The following is a 23,858-nucleotide window of genomic DNA, read 5'->3' on the forward strand; positions in this document are numbered from 1 at the left end:
AACATAATGAAATTAACCTTCTGGGAAGTAGCGCAAGCGGTTGAAGCCAGTAATGATTGGCAACAATGGCCTGATTTTCCTTTAACAGGCATTGAATTTGATAGTCGTAAAATTGTGAAAGGAAATCTCTTTGTTCCTTTACAAGGTGAAAATGATGGTCATCGTTTTATTGAGAGTGCCATGGCTAATGGCTGTCAGGCCGCTTTTTGGGGACAGGATTTAGTCGATGCGCCGCAACAATTGCCTGTTTTGCATGTTACTGATCCACTGGTTGCTATGCAAAAATTAGCTACCTATTATTTAAATAAAATGCAACCGAATGTCATCGCTGTGACTGGCAGTAATGGAAAAACTACCACTAAAGATTTAATTGCTGCTGTGTTATCTGAAAAGTTTGTGACTTACAAAACGCAAGGCAATTACAATAATCAAATTGGCTTACCCTATACTATTTTACACATGCCTGATGAAACAGAAAAACTGATTTTAGAAATGGGCATGGATCATGCTCAGGAAATTTCTTTCCTTTCCAATCTGGCTCAGCCAGAAGTTGCTGCCATCACAATGATTGGCGAAGCCCATGTGGAAAATTTAGGCTCACGAGCAGGCATTGCACAAGCAAAAATGGAAATCGTAGATGGTTTAGCCAAAGACGGTAGTTTATTTGTGCCAAGCGATGAACCTTTGCTAGAACCATTGGTGGAAAAAGTCACGCAACAAGTGATTACTTTTGGTTTTAGCCAGGAAAGTCAACTTCAAGGAATCGTCACAAATGAAGCCAAAGAGCAAACCTCATTCAAAATCAGTGATACACAAATGACGTTTACGATTCCAGTGCCAGGAACCTATAATGTCACCAATGCATTAATCGCAATTGGCATTGGTCGTTATTTCCAATTAACGGATAGTGAGATTCAAAAAGGATTGGCTACAGCGGAACTAACAAAGAATCGGACAGAATGGCTGAAAGCAGCGAATGGTGCCGAAATTTTAAGTGATGTGTACAATGCCAATCCGACAGCTATGGGTCTTGTTCTGGACAGTTTTAGCAAAATGTCCAAAGTAGGAAAACGAATTGCTGTTTTAGGAGACATGCTGGAATTAGGTCCTGATTCTGCTGCCATGCATCAAGCAATGGCGCAGCATTTAGCCCCAGATGCGATTGAAGAAGTCTTTTTATATGGTTCTGAAATGGCTTATTTAGCTGATAAATTGCAAGAAACCTATGCACCAGCTAACATTCATTCTTTTAAAAAAGAAGAAAAAAATGAGTTGATTGAAGCTGTCAAAAAAGTCTTACAGCCAGAAGACATGGTGGTTTTAAAGGGAAGTAACGGGATGGGACTTCGTGAAGTCATCGATGCACTTTTGGAAAAGTAAATAAGTTTCATAAAACTTGCTGAAAATGGGATTCTATGATAGAATGACCTATTGCCGGAAGATGACGAGAAAAATTGAATCGTAGTAAATAAAATAGATCTATTTCTATGTTTAATAATAAATGTGAAGCTGAACGACCACGTTTGGCTTTTCTAATGCCATAAGGTGAATTTTTCGGTGAAATCAGGAAAGAAGAAATAGTTGGCACACTATAATGGATTTCTTTTTAACAACTGAAAGTGAAGACACCTGAAACTAGGAAGAAATCGTTCTTTCCGAAACAAAATCTAGGAGGATATCATTTGAAATTTAAAGAACTTGGTTTAGCGCCAGAATTATTATCAGCGGTAGAACGCGCAGGCTTCGAGGAAGCAACCCCTATTCAATCAGAAACAATTCCGTTAGCGTTAGCAGGAAAAGACGTAATCGGACAAGCACAAACAGGAACAGGGAAAACCGCTGCTTTTGGCTTACCAATGCTTAACAAAATTGACGCAGACAATCGCGTTATTCAAGGATTAGTCATTGCACCAACCCGTGAGTTGGCTATCCAAACACAAGAAGAGTTATTCCGTTTAGGCCGCGATAAAAAGATTCGCGTCCAAGCCGTTTACGGTGGGGCTGATATCGGTCGCCAAATCCGTGGACTAAAAGATCGTCCACATATCGTTGTAGGTACACCAGGACGTTTACTAGATCATATTAATCGTCGTACCTTGAAATTAGAAACTGTTGAAACATTAGTTTTAGACGAAGCAGATGAAATGTTAAACATGGGCTTCTTGGAAGACATTGAAAAAATCATCTCACAAGTGCCAGAACAACGTCAAACACTTCTATTTTCAGCAACTATGCCGCCAGCAATCAAGAATATTGGCGTGAAATTCATGAAACAACCAGAACATGTGAAGATTAAAGCCAAAGAAATGACGGCTGATTTAATTGATCAATATTATGTACGTTCAAAAGACTTTGAAAAATTTGACATTATGACACGTTTACTAGACGTGCAAACCCCAGAATTGACCATTGTCTTTGGTCGGACAAAACGCCGTGTTGATGAACTTGCCCGCGGGTTAGAAGCGCGTGGTTACAAAGCAGAAGGCATCCATGGCGACCTATCACAACAAAAACGGATGAGCGTTTTACGTTCATTCAAAAATGGTAACTTAGATATCTTAGTGGCAACAGATGTAGCAGCACGTGGGTTAGATATTTCAGGTGTCACTCATGTCTATAACTACGATATTCCACAAGATCCAGAAAGTTATGTTCACCGTATTGGTCGGACAGGTCGTGCTGGTAAAGGCGGTATGTCTGTGACGTTTGTAACACCAAACGAAATGGGTTACTTACATGTCATCGAAAACCTAACGAAAAAACGGATGACACCATTACGTCCACCAACCGAAAAAGAAGCATTTAAAGGACAATTAAGTGCAGCTGTTGAAACCATCGAAAGTGATCTAGAAGAAAATGGTTTAGACAAATATCTAGAATCTGCTGAAGCGTTATTAGAAAAATATTCAGCGACAGACTTAGCTGCGTTATTATTAAAAACAGTAGCGAAAGATCCAGCAGATGCGGTTCCTGTAAAAATTACCCCAGAACGACCATTGCCTTCAAATAAAAAAGGCTTTAACAAAAATGGCCGTGGTGGTGGCGGTGGGAACAACCGTAATCGCAACCGTGGTGGCAATGGTAAAGGTGGCAGCTATCGTGGCAACAAAAACCATAAAGATGGCGACCGTAATTACAAAAATAGCGACCGCAAAAATAAAGATCAACGTGGCGGCAAACGTCATAACGATAAAAAACGTGGTTTCGTCATTCGCGAAAACGCCAAATAATCAAAAGAGCGAGTGTTCCGTCTATGAACGGAACACTCGCTCTTTTTTGGTAGATAATCGTTAAATAGAAAAACTTAAAAAAAGTAAAAAAGGCATCAAAATGATATAGAAAAAGAAAAACGCCAAAATTATCCAAGTTTTCAACGGGGAAGTTAGATTGAAAAGCTTCAGTTTTTGTTGTAGCAAATGAATGGTTAGAATCCAAACCAGTTGCAAGAGAAAAAATAGGCTGGGATTTTTAAAGAAGATTGGAAATATGTAGAGCAACAAAGTAAAAATAAATAGGGCGCAACGAAGTAACTTTTTTTGCCGAGAAGTTAAAGTCATACATTTTTCTCCTTTTTCTTTTTATTCTCCCATAAGTAGCCAAAATTTGCTATAAAATATCAGAACATCCGCTTAGTTTCCTGATTTTTTTCCGATACTTCTTAGTTGTTGTCTTACTTTTATAAAAATTCAGAAAAATTTTATAAAAATGTAAATAGGAAGAAAACGTATGGTACTTCAATTTGTGTGAGGATCTTGTAAAACATTCTTTATTTTTTTAGCGAATCAGTGGAAAAATTTTGAAATTTTGTTAAAATGAAAGGTAATTCGGAGTAACTATATTAAATAGGAAGTAAGGCGGAAAATGATAAAGGGAATTGGTATTGACGCAGTAGAATTAAGTCGGATAAAACCGATTGTTGAAAAACAAGGATCGTTTATTCAACGGGTTTTAACACCTAACGAATTGACCCTTTTTGAAAAGTTATCTACAAAACGTCAAATAGAATTTTTAGCTGGTCGTTTTGCTTGTAAAGAAGCGTTTTCTAAAGCATGGGGCACAGGGATTGGCAAGGTTGGTTTACAAGATATTGAGGTGCTGACTGAAAAAACAGGTGCACCATACGTAGCAAACTCGCCCCATAATGGTAAAGTGTTTGTCTCGATTACGCACACAGAAACTATGGCGATTGCACAAATTGTTTTAGAAAGCGAATAATAGAAGCAACGAAGAAAGAAGGATGTACAATGGTCGTTGGATGGCATCGTCCTACACGGTTACATATCGATACGCAAGCAATTACTGAAAATGTCCAAAAGGAATGTCAACGTTTGCCAGAAGGAACCGCTTTATTTGCGGTTGTAAAAGCGAACGGCTATGGGCATGGCGCCGTAGAATCCGCCAAAGCGGCGAAAAAAGGTGGCGCGACAGGTTTTTGTGTCGCCTTATTGGATGAAGCAATTGAATTGAGAGAAGCAGGTGTTCAGGACCCCATTTTAATTTTGAGTGTGGTAGACTTAGCTTATGTGCCTTTGTTGATTCAATATGATTTGTCTGTAACGGTAGCTACACAAGAATGGTTAGAAGCTGCTCTTCAACAACTAACGCCTGAGAGTAACACGCCATTACGTGTTCACTTAAAAGTCGATACTGGCATGGGACGGATTGGTTTTTTAACCCCGGAAGAGACTAAGCAAGCAGTGCGGTTTGTTCAATCCCACAAAGAATTTTTATGGGAAGGGATTTTTACTCATTTTTCAACAGCTGATGAAATCGATACAAGCTATTTTGAAAAACAAGCAGGGCGTTTTAAGGCTGTTCTAGCAGTTTTAGAAGAGTTACCTCGGTATGTCCATGTTAGCAATAGTGCGACAGCGTTATGGCATCCTGATGTGCCAGGAAACATGATTCGCTATGGGGTAGCCATGTATGGATTGAACCCTTCAGGTAATAAGCTGGCCCCAAGCTATGCGTTAAAGCCGGCCTTACGGTTGACCAGTGAACTCATCCATGTAAAACGCTTAGCGGCTGGTGAAGGGATTGGCTATGGCGAAACCTACGTAACTGAAGCTGAAGAATGGATTGGGACAGTGCCAATCGGCTATGCAGATGGCTGGTTGCGTCATCTCCAAGGATTTACAGTGCTCGTGAATGGTAAGCGTTGCGAAATCGTCGGACGAGTGTGTATGGATCAATGTATGATTCGTTTAGCAGAAGAAGTTCCTGTCGGCTCAGTCGTTACATTAGTTGGAAAAGATGGCAATGAAGAAAATACGTTACAAATGGTAGCCGAAAAATTAGAAACCATTCATTATGAAGTTGCATGTACTTTCTCACAAAGAATCCCCAGAGAATATAACTAGATAGGAGGTTCCACTATGGTCAAACGCGGAGATATTTATTTTGCAGACCTTTCCCCAGTAGTGGGCTCGGAACAAGGTGGCGTCAGACCTGTCCTTGTTGTCCAAAATAACTTAGGTAATCATTTTAGCCCAACGATTATCGTTGCGGCGATCACAGCCAAAATGGCAAAGCCAAAATTGCCAACACATATCGGGATTAATTCTGATGAAACAGGCATTGAAAAAGATTCAGTGATTCTTTTAGAGCAGATTCGAACAATCGATAAGGGCCGCTTGAAAGAAAAAGTTTGTCATTTGAGACTTGATATTATGGAAGAAGTTGATCGTGCCTTAGGCATCAGTGTTGGACTTAGTAGCGATTCAGCCCCAGCAAAAGCAAATTCAGCTACATAAAGAACGATAGCTACTATGAAATCAACAAAGACTAATTGGATTTTTTAAAAAGCGACTGATCTAGTTCGGTTCGCTAAACATAGTTTGAGTAAAAGCGAGAGAGATGGCCAAGTGGCATCTCTCTTTTTTTTGTTTTATATTTTAAAAATTAAAATATAAATATAAAATATAAAATTTTATCACTGTATTTTAAATAAAGTTGTTGGCAAGGCTCAAACGGAATGTTACAATCAATACTATATAGAGTTTTTAAAGAGCGTAACAGGTGATTTTACAAGTTTTGATTGTCGAGCGATGACATAAAGGAGATTATATTTGTATGATGATTGTTGTACTTTTAATGAGTAGTTGCTTATTTTTATTTGTAAGCTATCAATTGTATTTGCGATTACTTGTCGAAAAACTGGATTCAGAGGACCGGACATTAAAGAGGAAAATAAATTTCTATAAGTATCAGAAAAATAGTCGTTTAATGATTTATTTATTGTTTAGTGTTTGTCTACTTAGCGTATTATTGTTAGGAATTGTTTATACATATTATCAATTAAATCAACGAAATATCCGCATGGAACAACGGATCGAGCGTTTGGCACAGGGCCAAGCTACTCAAGGTGACAAAATAAAAAAACAAGCGATTAAAAAAACAGCCTTAAATCAGTTTCCCTGGAAGCAAGCTGTTTCGGCAGAATCGGCCGCTGTCTTGACTAATTATGAATTACAATTAGCGCGTGAATGGCGTCCTTACCTCGGAGAGACGAGTATCACAATGATTAGAAGTGAAAAAACACAAACCTTGACACTGTCTGTTTTTTCAGTTGGCTTAAGTTACCATGAATTTCAAACAGGCCAAGACAATATTGTAGCACTTATTGCAGCGTTGAATTCAGTTAAAGAAATTACCATGATTGATTTTAATTTTACTTATCGAGATCAAGAGCAAACCCTTGTCAAATCCATTGATACGTATGCTCGTGAGACGTTGGAAACAAATTTGGAGCCTGTCGTGATTAGTTAAAAGGACGAGAGAAAGGACATATAAATGACAAAAAGACGTTTAATCAAAAAAATTAAAGATATTTCGGATGATACGCTTGAAAAAGAAGTCTTTTTTCAGCCAGGATTCGAACCAGAAAAAATAATTAGCGGAATCAAACCAGAACAACAGGAAAAAGAAATGGCGACGTTAAGAGAAAGGCTCACCTACTATCAGAAAAAAGAAACAGCCTTTAAAAAACTTCAAGAAGAAAATGAGCAATTAAAGAACCAACAAGAAACGGAAAAACAAGCGTTAGAAGAAAAAAATCAGGCATTACTTGAAACACTAAATCAAAAGGAACATGAAATTTTTGAATTGGAAGAGCAACTGGAAACGAACAGTGAAACCACGACAGAGGCTACCACTCTTCAAACAAATCTGCAAAATGCAGAAAAACAATTAACCACTGTACATAATCAAATGGAACGTTTAGAAAGTGAATTAACGCAGCAAGTGGCAGAATTAGAAAAAGAATCGGCTGAACAGCAACAACATATCCAGACATTACACAACCAGTTAGCAGAAGAAAAAGGAAAGTTGGAGAAAAAAGGAGATATTACAGGAATGGAAAAGCAAGTAGAAACGTTAACGACAGAATTAGAAGAAAGCACAACGACTCAACAAGCATTGCAGGAACAAATTGAAAAACTAACTGTACAATTACAAAAAGTAGAAGCCGAAAAACAAACCTTACAAGAGGCTGTCCAACAAGAAGTGATTGTGAAACAGCGCATGGAGGAGTTAAAGAATGAGCTTCAAAATAGTTTACAGCAAAAAAATGAAGCAGAAGTAAAACTAGGTCGACTACAAGGTGTCAATGACAAACATCTTGCTGAAAAGCAAGTTTACGAAGGAGAATTAGCTGCTCTAAGAAAAGAAGTAGAGGCCAAAGAAGACAATTTAGAACAAGTTCAAAAAGAATTGAAGACACTACAAGCCGTTTCAAAAAATATTGAACCGAGTAGTGAGCAGTTAACAGAACTGCTACGCGCAAAACAGCAAATTAACGATTTATTAATGAAAAATCAGCAATTACAAGAAGAGGCTTTAAAATCGCAACAAGAAATTGGCGAAGTGATGGTTTCTGCCAAAAAAGAAGCCAATCGGATTGTTAATGAAGCGAAAGTAGAAGCAAAACATCTAATCAATTCTGCAGAATTAGAAATGTTAAATATTGGTAACCGAGCGAAAAGTATTTCGAATGAAGTCGAAGCATCAAAAGTAGAAGTACTTGAGATTTATCGCGAATTAGAGGAACGCTTAACTAAACTGACACGTCTTGAACAAGATAACTATTAATAAAATGGTCAGTAAAAAGTTAACGGGAGCAAGGAAACTACATTGTCTTGGGGTCCTTTTTTTAGCTGTTACATTAAGTAGCTCCGCAGAAAGATTACAGGCTGCTGCTGTCTCAAAGGAAGAGCAGTCGCTAAGGCAACCGCTTATCAGGAAAAACATAGTAACAGAGAAGAGCGAATATCTTGTAGAAGCAAATCAAAGTATTTGGGAGCTGGCACAAGATGCGCAGAAACCATTGAATCAGTTTATGAAGGAAAACCAGTTACGTAGTAGTTATATAAAAAAAGGAACGCAATTAGTTAAATAGAAAAAAGGAGCAAGAAAGGAAAAGTTTATTTAAGAAGCTTTTCCTTTTAAGAAAACGATGGAAGAATGGATAAAGCCCGTTATGCGAACAATTCGCCACATTAAGCGCGCCTTCTTGAAGCAAAAGTTGCCTGCGACATATCAGCTAAAAAAGCAAAAGGCTAACACAGCAATGGAATATTTGCTTGAGCAAACAGATAACCATCAATCAATAAGAGGACCGAAAAGAAAAATGACCGCTGAAGAGATTAAAAAAAAGCGGCAAGCCTACCAAAAGAAACAACGCGTCCAAGTCGTTAAATTTTTTATGCCAGCTATTCTTTTCGCCATTTTTGTGTTCTTTTTTGTGTTAAAGACATCTAGCTACCCAATTGCTGGGCAATCCATGAAGCCGACACTTAACGCAGGGGAACGAGTCTTAGTACAACGGACGAAGCAAGTAGCAAGGTACGATGTGATTGCATTTAAAGCACCGCTAGCTAGCAAAGGTACGTACGTCAAGCGAATCATCGGGGTTCCTGGTGATCGAATTTGGGTAAACGAGGGAAAACTTTATCTTTCAGAAGAACCTATAGCAAGCGATAATGAGGCACTGCCTGAGAATGCCAGTCGTTTTGACTTATCAGAAGAAGCGGCAGCCCAACTTCGCCTGTTTCAGAAGATTCCAGCTGGTCATTACTTTGTCTTAGGGGACAATCGTACGCATTCAAGTGATAGTCGTACGTTCGGCTTTGTCGAGATACAAGCGATTGAAGGAATCGTGGTATTTAAAATGGCGCCGTTTAAGGAAATAGGGAAAGTAAAATAAAAAGCTTAAGTCAGCCATCTGAGAGTAGGGCACTTAAGCTTTTTTTATTAGAGATTATTTGCCCAATAACAATTGAATGATTTTTTCAATTGATTGTAGGTCGTAACGATTACTAATATCCGAAAAAATATAGTAATGGTCATACTGGGCAACGAGCTGTTCATTATTGGTATTCATTAAAAGCAAATCATAATGGTTTTCTGCGTTGTAAGGCTCAATTTTCAGCGGATATTTTCCAGCGATACTCTGTTGTATTTTTTGTGCTACCAACTCGCTATAGGCACTGCTCAGTGAGTGATAAACACCAATCGTTATTTTTTTTTCATTTAATTCAGCAATGTGATTCAAAATAAGTGTATAATTAATTTCAGTAAATTGATTTTGGTACTTAGAAGCAGTGACTTTTGTGGCAAAGTTCGTTGTAGCGATCTCCACTAATTCGTAAACTTCACTTTCGCTAAAAGGATGACGTAAGACTTTCAAAAGTGACTGAATTGTCCAATAATCAAAGGGTAAAATAAATCCTGAAAAATAATAGAGTTGCGCATGTAATTGGAAAAGTAAATTTTCAATATAAAGTAGCCGAATAGGCAGCACGTAATGGGATAAATAACCACGTGCTTTAAGGTACGTTAAAATGACCCGGTTCATTTCGTTAAGATACGTTTTTTCAATTCGTTGTTGTTTTGCTAAACGAAAGGCGAAAGCAGCATTCGCAGAATAGTTATGCATGGAACAAAAAAAGTCATAAAACATATAGGCTTCATTGATTGTATATGGACGGTCGATTCTTTTCATATATGTATGTATAGATAAATTAATTTCTTCAAATAAAGGTCGATCGAGTTGGACATCATGTGGACTAATCGTTGGCAGGGGTTCTAAAACCATGCGACGAAAAGAAATTTTCATCCAAAGTTTAATTTGGAGAATTTCTGTATGGTCAAAGGTAATTCTGGGGATTTCTTGTAATATCTCGATTAATCCTAGGTATTGATTGGCCAGTTCTTTTTCTAAATCTGTTTTTTCTTCAAAGATAAACCAGAAAAAATTAAAAAAGAAAAAGCGAATTTGTTTTTCTTCGCCGACAAGTTTTCCTCGTTTGATACGTAAATTAAACTCATTGAGTAAGTCATTTAATTCAACAATTTTTCGATAATAGGTAGCAGAGCTAATGGCATAATTCTGTTGGAAATACCCGCCATTTATTTCATTTTTATGGAAGAGTTGCTGGACCATGTGAAACTTAATAGATTTATCTAAGAACAACATGATCATTGCTTTCATGGAAAAGGTAGACGCTTTATTTAGATATAGAGTGTCACCTAATACTGTTAAGGTGAGGTTTTCTTGAAGTTGCTCTTCTTTCAAAAATTGCTCTAAAAAAGAAAGATACTCATTCAATGTTGGTAAACTAATATTGAAAAAATCTACTAATTCATTTCGTGTCGCTTGACCTTTATTATTATATAGGAACAATAAAATATCACTCATATAATCATAAGGCTTTTCTAAAAAATCTCGTTTTAGCATCGTTACTCACCTCTCTTTTAAGAATACTGTATCTATGATAAAATGGCAATAAACAACTGATAAAAAGATTGTTTTTTGAGGTGTTTTTTATTATCGTTGAGAAAAAGAAATAATAAGAAAAAACAAAGTATTTAAATGACAACAAAATAATTAAAATGAAGGAGCGACAGAACATGAACAGCGTAGTGAACTTTAGAGATATTGGAGGATTTCCAACGCAACAAGGCACAGTTGTCAAGACAGGACATTTTTTTCGGAGTGGTGAACTCGTCAATGTTGCACAAGAGGATCAACAGAAACTGGTAGAGGACTATCAAATTAAACGAATCTATGATTTTAGAAGTGCAGCAGAAACGCAAGAACGACCAGATGATTCAATTCAAGGAACCAACTATTTACATATAGATATTTTGGCCGATATTCAGGCGCAGACTGCTTCATTAGAAGGAATGCTTAAAACGGTTGGTTCACCCGATGCAGCAATGGACATGGCTTATAAAGAGATGGTTCTTTCCAATTCGGGCCGCAAAGGTTACCAAACATTTTTTGAAAACTTTTTAAGTTATCCACAGGAAGCTATTTTATTTCATTGTTTCGCAGGAAAAGATCGAACAGGAATCGGTGCAGCCTTGATATTAAGTGCTTTAGGTGTGGAACATTCTTATATTTTAGAAGATTATTTAAAGACGAACGAGCAAAGAAAAACCGCTAACGAGCAAATTATTGCGCAATATCAAGCAAATGGAACGCCTCCAGCAGAAATTCAACAATTAGAAACGCTACTTTATGTGAAAAAAGAGTACTTAGCGACCGCTTTACAGGCGATTGAAAAAGAATTTGGTTCGGTAGAGGGCTATTTAAAAGAGGGACTCGGCTTACCTTTATCCGCCAAAAAAGACATGCTAAGTCTGTATACAAAATCATAGATCCTAAAAAAAGGACTATCCTTTCTAAAAAAGAAGTTTTATAATAGAAAAGAATCTGTTTGTAAGGAGGGATAGGGAATGAAAGAAGGACAAGAACAATTCTTAACGTTCATACTAGATCGAACAAAAGAAGATAAAAAAGAAAAAATGCAAGCGCTACTTGCAGAAATGTTTGAACGCCAACAAACAGGCAAATTAGATAAAATGTACTTGATGACAAAAGCACCAAAACTTTTGGCTTATTTAAAACCAGAAGCCATTGATGAAGTTAAACAAGTCGTTTCGGAATTTTCTAAAAATATGAAATAAACAAACTTAGCTTGAACTTACGACATTTTAAAAATGTGTCGTAACATTCAAGCTTTTGTTTGTTATTCTCTTGTATTTTATGCTAAAGTTATTCAGGCACAAAAAAAAGCAGGTGATTTTATGAAACATATAAAAAATACATGGGAACTATTTATTTTAGATTGGAAAAGAATTTTTAAAAACCCAGTAGCAACATTTTTGATTGTTGCCTTAATGATTATTCCATCATTATATGCATGGTTTAACATTAAAGCACTATGGGATCCGTATTCAAATACAGGAGAGTTACCAATAGCGGTCTATAGTGATGACCAAACAGCAACTTTTCAAGATAAATCGGTCAATATTGGTGATGAAGTCTTGAAAAACTTGAAGAAAAATAAGCAATTAGGTTGGCGTTTTGTTGATTCGAAAAAGGAATTAGACAAAGGAGTCCAATCAGGAAAATATTTTGCCGGGATTTATTTACCTAAAGATTTTTCCAAGGATTTGCTAAGTTTTACTTCTGGTGATATCAATAAACCTAAAATTGAATACTCAATTAACGAAAAAATTAATGCAATTGCGCCGAAAATTACGTCAAAAGGCGCTTCTTCCATTCAGTCACAAATTTCGGAAGAATTCATCAAAACGGCAAGTAGTACGTTAATCAAAACATTCAATGATATTGGCTATGATATTGATAAAAACATGGTTAGCATTCAAAAAGTTAAGAGCATGATTTTAGATACAGATGCCAACATTGGAACCATTGATACGTACGCAAAACAAGTCACAGACTTACATGGTAAGATGCCTGAGCTAAAAGAAAAATTAGCGAAAGCCAACGATGCGATGAAATATTTACCTGAAGTTGATGCTTTAGGAGAGAAGATTGTTGAGCTAAATGGCAAAATGCCAAGCATCAAAGAACAAGCTAGTGTTATTTTGACGTTACAAGAAAAAATTCCAGAAATTCAAAACGCTGGCCGACAAATTGCTATGATTGATGAAGACTTTGCCTCTGTGGAACAAACAATGAGCGAAGGAATCCAAGAAGCAAAACAAGGATTAGAAATCATTCAACAAGTTCAAACGGCGTTACCAGATATTCGTAAACTAGGTGATCAAGCCAATGATTTAGGGAATGTCACATTAGATGGCGCCACTCAATTGGAAAAGGCGTTACCTGGAATTACTCAAAGTGTGGGGACGATTTTAAAAGCAATTGGAACAATTAGCGCTGGTGTAAATACAGCACTAGAAGATTTAAAAAATCATCGTTTACCAGTTGAAGAAAGAGAAGCAATTAAGCAACAACTGTCTGAAAGCCTAGGAAAACAACATGAAAATATCCAACAGCTGATTCAACTGTTTACGCAAATACAAGAAGCCACAGGTAACACTGATTTACAAGACACAATAAATAGATTGAATACGATTGATGGTATTGTAGTTAGATTAAAAACTGATGTTGATAACATTGATGTGAATGCGGTAACTGATGCAGATTTAAATGCTATTCAAGCAGAAGCTCAACAAGTAGAAGCAACCGTCAATAGTATTAACCCTGATGCAATTGAAAACACAGTAAAAACGATTTTAGACAAATTAATTGCTACCATCCAAAACGCTCAAGGTCAACTAAACAAAGCGCAACAAATTGACTTTGAAGGTTTATTGAGCTCAACAAGTCAAACGGTCACTAATGCGATTTCTTTATTAGAAAAATATCAAGCCGAAATGCCGGCAATTAAACAAGAAATTCATGATGCGAATACGATGTTGAATGGCAATATGGAAACCATTGTCAATGGCATTAATCGTGGTGCTGATTTGTATAAAAACGATTTACCAGTCATTCAAGATAAAGTCAGCAAAGCGGCAGCCTTTATGCAAAATGACTATCCAGGTATCCGAAAAGATTTAACGAATACCTTGAAAACAGTCAATGAGAAAATGCCAGATGTTGAAGCGGCCTTGGACAAAGCCAACGAGCTAATTATTAATGATTGGCCAAATATCAAAACAGGATTACACAAAGCAGCGAATGCAATCCGTAAAGGTGAAAAAGAAGTTGATTTAGGCGAAATTCTTAAATTACTAAAATTAGATGCCAATAAAGAAAGTGACTTCTTTACACAACCAGTTGAAGTCAAAGAACATGCTGTTTATCCGATTGCTAATAATGGTTCGGCAAGTACGCCATTCTATACAGCTTTGTGTTTATGGGTTGGTGCTGTATTATTCTCAAGTGTTGCGACAACGGATGTTTATCTTGAAGGAAAAGATAAAAAACGCTTCTCTAAACGGGAACAATTTTCAGCACGGATGTTTACCTTCATTGTCATGGGGATTGGTCAAGCACTGATTGTAACCTTAGGTAATTATTTTGCGTTAGGCGTAGATGTTCGTAATCCAGCGTATAGCGTCTGGTTTGCGGTATTGATTGCCATTACGTTTATGATAATGGTTTATGTGCTTGTTGCTCTCTTTGGCAATGTAGGGAAAGGAATTGCGATAATAATCTTGGTACTGTCCATCTCTGGTGGGGGTGGGAACTACCCAATTCAAGTCTCAGGTAAATTCTTCCAAATGATTAATCCGTTCTTGCCGTTTACGCATGCCGTGAACTTGCTAAGGGAATCAGCAGGAGGCATTTACTGGCCAAATGCTTGGTTTGCCATTTGGATTATGGTGGGGATTTCAGTCGTCTTTAGTATTGGCGGTGCAATTCTTTATCCACATCTGGAACACAGATCGAAAAAATTTGCGGCTTTAGCACAAAAGAGCCATTTATTCCATTAAAAAACAAAAAGCTGAAAACGTCTTTAGCGTTTTCGGCTTTTTGTTTTTCTTTATTTTCAAGGCAACCCTAACAAAGAAGTTTTGGGGGCTCTTGCTTTTGACTTTTTGGCAATGCTAAATAATAAAATCTCCCTCAGAAAGTGAGGTTTTTTGTGTACAAATGTATAAAAAGGTTTTATAGTATTTTTTTAAGAAATAAAAAGTGGGTAGGGGTTGTAAAATGATTCAAGCATTGCTTCAACGATATGAGAAAAAAATTGAACGTCGTAAATTGGAAAAACGAACAGCATTCGGTGCTTTTGCCGGGCGGATTGGGCTTGTTTCTAATTTATTTTTATTCGTTAGTAAATTTATGATTGGCTTGCTTTCAGGTAGTGTTTCAATCATGGCAGATGCCATTAATAGCTTGTCCGATACTATTTCTTCAGTTTTAACATTAGTCGGTTTTTATATTGCTGGTAAGCCAGCGGATAAAGAACATCCCTATGGCCATGAACGTTTTGAATATATTAGTGGAATGCTTGTATCATTAGTGATTACGTTTATTGGGTTTGAGTTTCTAACGACCTCCGTGGATCGCATCCTGCATCCAGAATCAATCAAGGTGACACCCATTTTATTTGCTGTTTTAGCTTTATCAATTGGGATTAAAATTTGGCAAGGGCTGTTTTACAAAAAAGTATCAGCAAAAATTGATTCTCAAGCATTAGTTGCTTCTGCTAAGGATAGCTTTAATGATGTTTATACTACATTAGCTGTTTTGATTTCTGCATTTATTGAAGGCGTCACTGGTTTGCGAATTGATGGATATATTGGTTTTTTAATTGCTGCATATATTATTTATAGTGGCTTGCAGTTAATTCGCGAATTTATTAATGAGTTGATGGGCATGCGTCCGAGCCAAACAGAAATTGATGAAATGAAGAATGTCTTATCAAAAATGGAAACAATTGTAGGGTATCACGATTTACTGATTCATAATTATGGTCCCAGCCAAACGTTTGCGTCTGTTCACATTGAAATTGATGATCGCTGGGATTTAAATAAAGCCCATCAGACAATCGATGCGATTGAAGCGAAGTTTAAAGAAGAGTTGGATGTTAATCTTGTTTGTCATATTGATCCAGTGAATTTGTATGACCCAACACAACAATTTGTTCATCAAACAATCAAAAAGATTATTCGTTCTTTTGACGCGTCTTTAAAAGTCCATGATATCCGCTTAGTTACCCATGGCGAAGAGCCGAAGATTTTGTTCGACTTGGTTTTGCCTACAGAATCAAAATTATCTGAATTTGAACTGGGTGTGGAAATTCAACGGCAAGTTTATGAAAAAATTGGTCGTTATAAAGTGGAAATTACCTTCGATCATACGTACTTGTTACAATAAAAGGGAATAATTAACTAAGTTTTCAAGCGTGAGCCAAAAGGTCAAATAGACTTTTAGCTCTCGCTTTTTTGTTTAGAGAATGCAAATCCTTTTGTTATCTGGATTCTCTTGATAAGATAAAGGAAGCGGGGGACTGTAAATGAGTGTCTGATTAAAAAAAGATGGTGATTTTTTTATCTTTTTCAGTAACAAAAATCAATTGACTTTTCATTGTGAGAAGCGTAGCATATGGATTTGTTTGATAAAAAATAATGAAAAAAGTGAGCGGGTCACTCTAGAGAAAAGGAGTAGAAAAAAATGGCGGATTTAAAACGACTGTTCATTGGGAAACCATTGAAATCAGCCGAAAATGATGAACATAAATTAAGCAGATTTGCAGCGCTTGCGTTGTTATCTTCTGATGCACTTTCATCCATTGCGTATGGTACAGAACAAATAGTGGTGGTTCTGGTTACTTTGTCGGCGGCTGCGATTTGGTATTCATTGCCAATTGCTGCATTTGTTATTATTTTACTTATTTCTTTAACATTGTCGTACCGACAAATTATTCATGCGTATCCGCATGGCGGCGGCGCATACGTTGTTAGTAGTGAAAACCTCGGCAGAAATGCAGGTTTATTGGCTGGTGGTTCGTTGTTAGTCGATTATATGCTAACAGTAGCCGTTTCAGTTTCAGCGGGTGCAGAGGCGATTATATCGGCGATTCCAGCGTTATATGGTCATCAAGTAGCAATTTCTATTGGGATTGTGATATTGATTACCTTAATGAACTTGAGGGGCCTGAGAGAATCAGCTTCGTTCTTAATGTTGCCAGTGTATAGTTTTATCGCAATTATTACCTTACTGATTGTTGTTGGGCTATTTAAAATTGTGACTGGCGCACAGCCATTGAATGCGACAGCTTTACCAGGAGCCGTGGTTCCAGGAATTTCTATTGCCTTGGTTTTACGGGCTTTTTCATCTGGTTCTTCTTCCTTAACAGGGGTCGAAGCAATCAGTAATGCAGTGCCATTCTTTAAGAAACCACGAGCAAAAAATGCTGCTGGGACGTTAGCGTTAATGGCAACGATTTTAGGGTTCTTCTTCGTGGGGATTACGTTTATTAACTATTGGTATGGGATTGTGCCAAAAGAAGAAGTGACAGTTCTTTCACAAATTGGGAAAGCGGTCTTTGGTCAAAATATTTTATATTATTTATTACAGTTTGCGACAGCCTTAATTTTAGCGGTTGCCGCTAACACAGGATTCTCAGCCTTTCCAGTTTTGGCTTATAACTTAGCCAAAGATAAGTTTATGCCGCATATGTATATGGATCGTGGCGACCGTTTGGGCTATTCAAATGGTATTTTAACTTTAGCTGCTGGTTCCATTGTTTTATTATTGATTTTCCAAGGTTCCACAGAACGTTTAATCCCATTGTATTCCATTGGTGTGTTTATTCCGTTTGCTTTGTCTCAATCGGGGATGGTTGTAAAATGGCGAAAAGAAACTAAAAATTGGTTGCCAAAATCAATTGCTAATATTGTCGGCGCCTTTATCTCTTTCGCGATTATCGCCATTTTGTTTATTTATCGATTAGGGGACATCTGGCCGTTCTTTATTATTATGCCAGTGTTGATTTATGCATTTTATCGGGTCAATACTCACTATAAAAATGTGGCGGAACAGCTACGTTTAGAAGATGGGGCACAGTTACATGAGTTTGACGGGAATACAGTTATTGTTTTAGTAGGGAACGTAACCAAGGCAAATGTCGGCGCCTTGAATTATGCGCGTTCCATTGGCGATTATGTCGTTGCCATGCATGTCTCAATGGATGAAAATGTTGAGAAGGAAAAAGAAATTCAGGAAGAGTTTAAAAAACACTTCCCGGACGTTCGTCTATCAATTGTCCATTCTTCGTATCGTTCACTGCAAAATCCTATCTTACGTTATGTTGATTTGGTTAGTAAAAATGCCACGAAGCATAACTACAGTACAACGGTTTTAGTGCCACAATTTGTACCAAATAAACGTTGGCAAAATATTTTGCATAACCAAACAAGTTTACGCTTGCGGATTCGTCTAGCGTGGCGGGAAAATATCATCGTGGCTACCTATAGTTATCACTTGAAAAAATAAATAAAAAAATCTGCCATCTTTTGATGGCAGATTTTTTTATTGACGTAATTGTTTTTGATAAATTCTAGCGCAAGACTGCTCTTCGGTGGTTACCATTGTCAAAAATTCCCAGTCATATCTTTCATAAAAAGTAGTATGGTCTGTGAGCAAATAAAGCTTTTTAAATCCAGAATTAGCTAGAAAATCACCAACTGTTGTTAAAAGAATTCCTGCTAAGCCTTGGTGACGAAATGTTGGTTCGACATACAATGCACAAAGGTTTGGCGTAAGGTCTGCACGATTGTGGAAGTCATTATCAATTACGCCCACGCCTGCAACGATGTCCTGCTGTTTATTCAAGCAGACCCACCAATGTGGTACGTGGTTTTCGCTAGTTAGCATTTCCTGCATACTTGCTTGATACGCTTCAGCGGGGATTTGCCACTTTTGGCTAAACCATTGAGCAGCTGACGGAATTAAGTGTGGTTGTTGGTTTAAATCGATAATAGTATAGTTAGACATTATTGATCTCCTAGATAAAAAAACAGATCCCATTGAAAAGAAACAATGTTGGATCTGCTCTGTATTTTTTATTAATTGGAATGTTTGCTAGCTGGGTCTAAACGCCGTTCAATAATCCCTAGAACCCAATCTGTGATAATCGCCATAAAGGCCGTTGGTAAGGCACCGACTAAAATGATAGAAGCACCATCTGTGGCATTGGTTCCACGAATAATAATATCCCCTAAACCACCAGCACCAACGAAAGCACCAATCGCAGTAATCCCGATTGCGACGACTAACGCATTTCGAATACCTGCCATGATTACTGAAACAGATAAAGGTAACTCGACCATATAAAGAAGTTGTACTTTTGTCATACCCATTCCTTTACCAACATCTAAAATATTGCGATCCACTTGAATCATGCCAGTGTACGTATTCTTGATGATTGGTAGGAGAGAATAAAGGAAGACCGTTACAACCACCGTGTTGACGCCTAAGCCCATTCCCAACATTAAAATCGAAAGCATTGCCAAAGCTGGTACTGTTTGGATAATGTTCGCTAAACGGATAATCCAGTTGGCTAAGCTACGTTTACGTGAAATCATAATCCCAATAGGAATCCCGACAATTGCAGCAAAGATTACGCCATAAATCGAAATTAAAAAGTGACGTAAAAATTGTTGAAAGACGTAGCCGCCATTTTGTTGGAAATAGTAGATAAATTGTTGGAATAAATTCATATTATTCATCTGTTACTCCCCCTCAAAATAGTTATTTTCTTTTAAGAAACGTTCGGCTACGACAGCAGGTTCAATTAAATCATTATCTGCTTGATAGTTCAATTCTTGCATTTTTTTGGTAGAAATTTTACCATCTAAGCGATTTAAGACATCTTTAATTTCCGGCGTTTCTTTTAATAATTTGTCACTAACCACAGGAGCGGCATCATAAGGCGGGAAGAAGCGCTTGTCATCTTTTAACATGACTAAATCGTAACTACCAATCCGGCCATCTGTTGAGTAACCTAAGATGACGTCCATTTTTCCAGCGTTGACTGCATCGTACACCAAGCCAATTTGCATTGGTAAAATAGATTTAAATTGGAAGTTGTATTCCTTTTTAAAGCCTTCATAACCGTCGCCTTCACGTGTGATCCACGCAGTATCGACACCAGCAACTAATTTGTCTGCGACTTTCCCTAAATCACTGACTGTTTTTAAATTGTATTTCTCAGCCGTTTCTTTTGTAACTAAGAATACATAAGTATTTTCAAAACCATATGAAGGGAACCAAGTTTGTTGATAACGTTTTTCAAATTCTGATTGAACTAGATTGAACGCTTTTTTAGGGTCTTTTTCCGCTGGTAAGCCAAGCGTAGTAGTCACGTCAGTACCAGTATAACGAGCTGCAGAAATTGAGGCATCTCCGTTTAACATTGCTTGGTGATTGATGGTAGTAGTGGCTAAGTTGTTAATCACATTTGTTTTTTTATCTGTGTAATGCTCCACCATATCCGCTACAATGCTCCCTAAAATCTGCGCTTCTGAAGTAATCCCACCTGTAATGGCAACAGTGTTATCATCAGAAGTTGAAGCGAGACCAGGTAAAGAACAACCTGCCAATAAAAGTAAACTGCTTAAGAAGAGTAAGCTTAACTTGAGTTTCTTTTTCATCATTATTCGCCCTCCCTTAAAGCTTTTGGCGTTAAACGATTTTCTAATAATCCAAGAAGAACATCTGCTAAAAGCGCTAAAATAGTTACCGGAATAGTCCCGCCAAAGATTAATTCTGGCTGATAGTTATTTAATCCACTGAAAATCATATCACCAAGACCACCTGCACCAATATAAGAAGCCAGTGTAGCCCAAGCAATGACATAGACAGCAGCTAAACGAATGCCGGCCATAATTGTTGGCATGGCAATGGGTAATTCAACACTAAAAATAGACTGTAAATTGGTCATGCCCATACCTTTAGCAACATCTCGGTAATTTTCATCGACATTTTTCATTCCGATATACGTGTTTCTTAAAATAGGTAGAAGGGAATAGATGAATAGCGCGATAATAGCGGGTGTTTTGCCGACACCAAAAATTGGAATCATCAAAGCTAATAAAGCCAACGAAGGAACCGTTTGTAAGGCACTTGTTAAACCAATGACAATATTGGCTACTTTGGGCAAACGTGTTAACCAAACGCCAACGGGCACAGCGATAGCGACCCCTAATAAAAGTGCAAAGAATGAAATATAAATATGTTCAATACTTTTTGAAATCATTTCTGATCCATATTCTTGAAAGAAGCTACTCATTGCTTACGCCTCCTCTTTATCAGTTTCGGACTCGCTTTGTTTTGCTTCTACAGCTTCACTAATCGTTGTTTCATCGCCCCAGATAACATCATAAACAATGTCAACAAGGGAAGCACGTGTTAAGATGCCCACCACTCGTTTTTGTTCATCAACGACTGGCACATATTTTAAGCCGCGTTTTAAGATTCTTTGTAAAGCATCACGTAAAAGAGCGGTTTTTTGAACAAAGAAGACATCTTTATTCAAGATATCACCGACACTAGAAGCTTTGCCACGTTGCTGATCTAATGTTTCAACATCGATAAAGCCTTTAAGCACATGGGAATTATCAACAACTAATAAGGTATCAACCCGTTTTTCACGCATCAATTTAATCGCTTCTTGTAAAGATTTTTCCGGCGTGATAGTAATAGCTGAATTTAACATGACTTCATCAACAGTGGTGAAATCAGGTTTGGCTTGTAATAGGCGATCTTCTCCGATGAGTTCTTCTACAAATTCATTGGCTGGATGACGTAAGATATTATCTGGTGTGTCAAATTGAATTACTTTGCCTTCGCTCATAATGGCAATTTTATTTGCTAATTTCAACGCTTCATCCATATCATGGGTAACAAAGACAATAGTTTTTCCTAAACGTTCTTGCAAATCTTTCACTAAATCTTGTAATGAATCACGGGTGATAGGATCTAAAGCACCAAAAGGTTCATCCATTAGAATAATATCTTGATTGGCAGCTAAAGCCCGCACAACGCCGATTCTTTGTTGTTGTCCGCCAGAAAGTTCATTGGGATAGCGGTCCAACATTTCTCGTGGTAACTCAACCAAATCAATCATTTTTTCGGCTATCTTATTGCGTTCTTCCACAGGTACTTTTAATAATTTAGGCACTAAAACGATATTTTCACGAATGGTCATGTGAGGCATCAAGCCGATATTTTGAATGACATAGCCAATTTGGCGACGTAGCTCTACAGGATTGATTTTTTGAATATCTTGGCCATCAATTAAAATTTTTCCTTTTGAAGGGTCGGTCATGCGGTTAAGCATCCGCATTGATGTTGTTTTTCCACTACCACTTGTTCCGATGAAGCAGATAAATTCACCTTTATCGAAAGACAAATTAATGTCATCAACGGCGACTTTTCCGCCTTTATAAAATTTTGATACATGCTGAAATTCTATCAACTTACTCACCTCAACTAAATATTTTGAAAATGTATCTTATTACTAGTATGCTATAAAAATGCGATTTCGACAAATGTAATCTATTTTTAATGGGAAAAAGAAGGCGGTAAAATTTTTTTAATTCGTTCTAAAAAAAAGAAAAGATAACTATTGTTTAGTAAAAGTTATCTGAACGAAACAAGATGTTAAAAAGAGTATTCTGAGAAGGAAGAAAAGCCGCTATAACAAAGAAAAGTGTCCTTTGTAGCAAGTTGACGGGAGCTGGGTTTTTCATTAGAATGGAAAGAGAACAAGGGAATAAAATAAAAAAAGGCGCTTCATGATTTAGCGGCAACTAAATCACGAAGCCTTGAATAGTCACCTGTGCAAGTGGACCATCAAGTTGCCCGTTCAATCAATGGAAACCATTGATCACTTTTATTTTACTGAATTTTTGAAAAAATTACCAGTTTTTTTAAGAAGTAAGAAGTGGAAGAACGAAGGATGCTTTTTATGGAATGTGCAATGACGTTCAGAAAAATCTGAAGGTCATTTTTTATTCTCTTGTTCAAACATTCAAACATAGGGGAAGAGAGACGGACGTAATTTTGTCACCGATTATTACGTCCGTCTTCCGTTGTTTTCTAAAGCGTTGGTTACATGTCTTTGTAGAGGTTGGCTTCGATTGCAGTCCGTTTTGGTTCTAAAAAAGGCGGTAAAGCCAATGTTTCCCCTAAATGTTCCAGAGGCTCATCCAATGTAAAACCAGGAGTCAAAGTAGCAAATTCAACCCGATTCCCGCCTGGTTCACGAATGTATAAACTTTTAAAATATCCACGACTTACATACATTTCAATTTCCCAGCCTTGTGCTAAAGCGCGCGTGTGTAGTTCTTGTAATGCTTCATCATCAGCCACAGAAAAAGCAATATGATCCATACTGCCACGCCCCATTCGGCTTGTTTTATCCGACGTTGTTTGATGAACAGAAAAGCTTTCCGTCTCACTTAAAATAATCGTATTGCCAACTGCTTGCCAACCAAGAAATGTTTCAAAAAAGGCCAAGGTTTTTTCAGAATCTGGCACATGAAATTCAGTAGAGGCCAAACCGATAATTTGAACCGCTGCTGGAATGTCGTTAGAAACAACGAGTGTTTCTTTTAATGGATTTTCAGGAACTTCTGTCAGGATAATATGCGTATCATCTGGATCACTGAAATGTAGGCTCTTTTCTTTTTTGTTAAATGGAATTTTGTTTTCTGTTAAACGTTGTTCCCAAAAGGAAAGGCTGTTTTGGGGAATTTTTAAGCCAATCGTGGCTAAATAATTTTTTTCTTCATAGCGGTTGCCTAATAAGGGCACGATAAAAAAAGTTACTAAGCTTCCCGGTGTGCCTTGATAATCGCCATAAAAATAATGAGGCATGCGATTGTTGTCTTGATTTACGGTATTTTTGACAAAGCGTAAGCCTAACAATTTTGTATAGAATGATTGGTTTTCTTGACCATGACGCGCTAATAGTGAAACATGATGAAATTGAGCATGCATTTTGAGTTCCTCCTCTAAATAACTATATATACTTACTTAAAGTAAGTATAGTGCTTCTGACATTTTTTGACAACTATTT

At 37.3% G+C, this 23,858-nt stretch carries 22 protein-coding genes; 14 read left to right on the top strand and 8 right to left on the bottom strand.

The genetic code is table 11. From position 1 onward, the window contains the following. Window positions 1–6: 6 nt before the first annotated feature. A complete protein-coding gene (locus IGL32_RS02920) occupies window positions 7–1,380 on the top strand; it encodes a UDP-N-acetylmuramoyl-tripeptide--D-alanyl-D-alanine ligase (protein ID WP_002355722.1) in 1,374 nt (457 codons plus the stop codon). Window positions 1,381–1,682: 302 nt separating this feature from the next. Then, on the top strand, window positions 1,683–3,230 hold the full coding sequence (gene cshA, locus IGL32_RS02925) for a degradosome RNA helicase CshA (protein ID WP_002355724.1): 1,548 nt from the start codon (window positions 1,683–1,685) through the stop codon (window positions 3,228–3,230). 60 nt (window positions 3,231–3,290) lie between these two features. Here cshA and IGL32_RS02930 read toward each other — a convergent pair whose 3' ends face one another. Beyond that, window positions 3,291–3,557, bottom strand: a complete 267-nt coding sequence (locus IGL32_RS02930) for a hypothetical protein (RefSeq protein WP_002379158.1) — start codon at window positions 3,555–3,557, stop codon at window positions 3,291–3,293. A gap of 304 nt (window positions 3,558–3,861) precedes the next feature. On the opposite strand from IGL32_RS02930, the gene acpS reads away from it, so the two are divergent. The 7 genes from acpS (at window position 3,862) to lepB (ending at window position 9,202) form a co-directional block, all read left to right on the top strand. Continuing rightward, the gene (acpS, locus tag IGL32_RS02935; protein WP_002379159.1) at window positions 3,862–4,215 is read left to right on the top strand and encodes a holo-ACP synthase; all 354 of its coding nucleotides are present in this window, start codon (window positions 3,862–3,864) and stop codon (window positions 4,213–4,215) included. A 29-nt stretch (window positions 4,216–4,244) separates the two neighbouring features. Next, window positions 4,245–5,360, top strand: coding sequence for an alanine racemase (gene alr, locus IGL32_RS02940; protein WP_002355728.1), 1,116 nt, complete (start codon window positions 4,245–4,247; stop codon window positions 5,358–5,360). A gap of 15 nt (window positions 5,361–5,375) precedes the next feature. Next, window positions 5,376–5,753, top strand: a complete 378-nt coding sequence (locus tag IGL32_RS02945) for a type II toxin-antitoxin system PemK/MazF family toxin (RefSeq protein WP_002355729.1) — start codon at window positions 5,376–5,378, stop codon at window positions 5,751–5,753. A 319-nt stretch (window positions 5,754–6,072) separates the two neighbouring features. Then, window positions 6,073–6,768 carry a hypothetical protein gene (locus tag IGL32_RS02950; RefSeq protein ID WP_002378072.1) on the top strand — a complete coding sequence of 232 codons (696 nt, stop codon included), beginning with the start codon at window positions 6,073–6,075 and terminating at the stop codon, window positions 6,766–6,768. A gap of 24 nt (window positions 6,769–6,792) precedes the next feature. After that, window positions 6,793–8,088: a hypothetical protein gene (locus tag IGL32_RS02955; RefSeq protein WP_002386995.1), complete on the top strand. Its 1,296-nt coding sequence runs from the start codon at window positions 6,793–6,795 to the stop codon at window positions 8,086–8,088. Then, window positions 8,069–8,395, top strand: coding sequence for a hypothetical protein (locus tag IGL32_RS02960; protein WP_002364740.1), 327 nt, complete (start codon window positions 8,069–8,071; stop codon window positions 8,393–8,395). The genes IGL32_RS02955 and IGL32_RS02960 overlap by 20 nt, the downstream gene beginning before the upstream one ends. Before the next feature lie 57 nt (window positions 8,396–8,452). Continuing rightward, window positions 8,453–9,202: a signal peptidase I gene (lepB, locus tag IGL32_RS02965; protein ID WP_002385011.1), complete on the top strand. Its 750-nt coding sequence runs from the start codon at window positions 8,453–8,455 to the stop codon at window positions 9,200–9,202. 54 nt (window positions 9,203–9,256) lie between these two features. Here the strand turns inward: lepB and IGL32_RS02970 are convergent, their stop codons facing one another. Next, the gene (locus tag IGL32_RS02970; RefSeq protein ID WP_085443756.1) at window positions 9,257–10,735 is read right to left on the bottom strand and encodes a helix-turn-helix domain-containing protein; all 1,479 of its coding nucleotides are present in this window, start codon (window positions 10,733–10,735) and stop codon (window positions 9,257–9,259) included. Window positions 10,736–10,908: 173 nt separating this feature from the next. Between IGL32_RS02970 and IGL32_RS02975 the strand changes: the two genes are divergently transcribed. From IGL32_RS02975 to IGL32_RS02995, 5 genes are all read left to right on the top strand, one after another. After that, window positions 10,909–11,661: a tyrosine-protein phosphatase gene (locus tag IGL32_RS02975; protein WP_025187391.1), complete on the top strand. Its 753-nt coding sequence runs from the start codon at window positions 10,909–10,911 to the stop codon at window positions 11,659–11,661. Between the two features lie 78 nt (window positions 11,662–11,739). After that, window positions 11,740–11,970, top strand: coding sequence for a hypothetical protein (locus IGL32_RS02980; RefSeq protein WP_002355737.1), 231 nt, complete (start codon window positions 11,740–11,742; stop codon window positions 11,968–11,970). Window positions 11,971–12,090: 120 nt separating this feature from the next. Beyond that, entirely contained in the window at window positions 12,091–14,757 is a 2,667-nt protein-coding gene (locus tag IGL32_RS02985) for a YhgE/Pip domain-containing protein (protein ID WP_002379165.1), read from the top strand. Window positions 14,758–14,977: 220 nt separating this feature from the next. Continuing rightward, complete coding sequence (locus IGL32_RS02990) at window positions 14,978–16,147, top strand: cation diffusion facilitator family transporter (RefSeq protein ID WP_002386999.1); 1,170 nt, start codon at window positions 14,978–14,980, stop codon at window positions 16,145–16,147. A gap of 297 nt (window positions 16,148–16,444) precedes the next feature. Next, window positions 16,445–18,268: an APC family permease gene (locus tag IGL32_RS02995; protein WP_002379167.1), complete on the top strand. Its 1,824-nt coding sequence runs from the start codon at window positions 16,445–16,447 to the stop codon at window positions 18,266–18,268. 36 nt (window positions 18,269–18,304) lie between these two features. On the opposite strand, the gene IGL32_RS03000 is transcribed toward IGL32_RS02995, so the two are convergent. The 6 genes from IGL32_RS03000 to IGL32_RS03025 form a co-directional block, all read right to left on the bottom strand. Then, window positions 18,305–18,769, bottom strand: a complete 465-nt coding sequence (locus IGL32_RS03000) for a GNAT family N-acetyltransferase (protein ID WP_002361333.1) — start codon at window positions 18,767–18,769, stop codon at window positions 18,305–18,307. 71 nt (window positions 18,770–18,840) lie between these two features. Next, window positions 18,841–19,503 (bottom strand): ABC transporter permease, encoded by a 663-nt coding sequence (locus IGL32_RS03005; protein ID WP_002363261.1) that lies wholly within the window; start codon window positions 19,501–19,503, stop codon window positions 18,841–18,843. A gap of 3 nt (window positions 19,504–19,506) precedes the next feature. Further along, window positions 19,507–20,427: an osmoprotectant ABC transporter substrate-binding protein gene (locus IGL32_RS03010; RefSeq protein WP_002355743.1), complete on the bottom strand. Its 921-nt coding sequence runs from the start codon at window positions 20,425–20,427 to the stop codon at window positions 19,507–19,509. Between the two features lie 2 nt (window positions 20,428–20,429). Continuing rightward, the gene (locus IGL32_RS03015; RefSeq protein ID WP_002355744.1) at window positions 20,430–21,065 is read right to left on the bottom strand and encodes an ABC transporter permease; all 636 of its coding nucleotides are present in this window, start codon (window positions 21,063–21,065) and stop codon (window positions 20,430–20,432) included. Window positions 21,066–21,068: 3 nt separating this feature from the next. Next, on the bottom strand, window positions 21,069–22,262 hold the full coding sequence (locus IGL32_RS03020; RefSeq protein WP_002355745.1) for a betaine/proline/choline family ABC transporter ATP-binding protein: 1,194 nt from the start codon (window positions 22,260–22,262) through the stop codon (window positions 21,069–21,071). A 626-nt stretch (window positions 22,263–22,888) separates the two neighbouring features. Next, entirely contained in the window at window positions 22,889–23,779 is an 891-nt protein-coding gene (locus IGL32_RS03025; RefSeq protein WP_002355746.1) for a ring-cleaving dioxygenase, read from the bottom strand. Between the last annotated feature and the right edge of the window lie 79 nt (window positions 23,780–23,858).

Source organism: Enterococcus sp. AZ035 (assembly GCF_050548325.1).
Taxonomy (GTDB): domain Bacteria; phylum Bacillota; class Bacilli; order Lactobacillales; family Enterococcaceae; genus Enterococcus; species Enterococcus faecalis.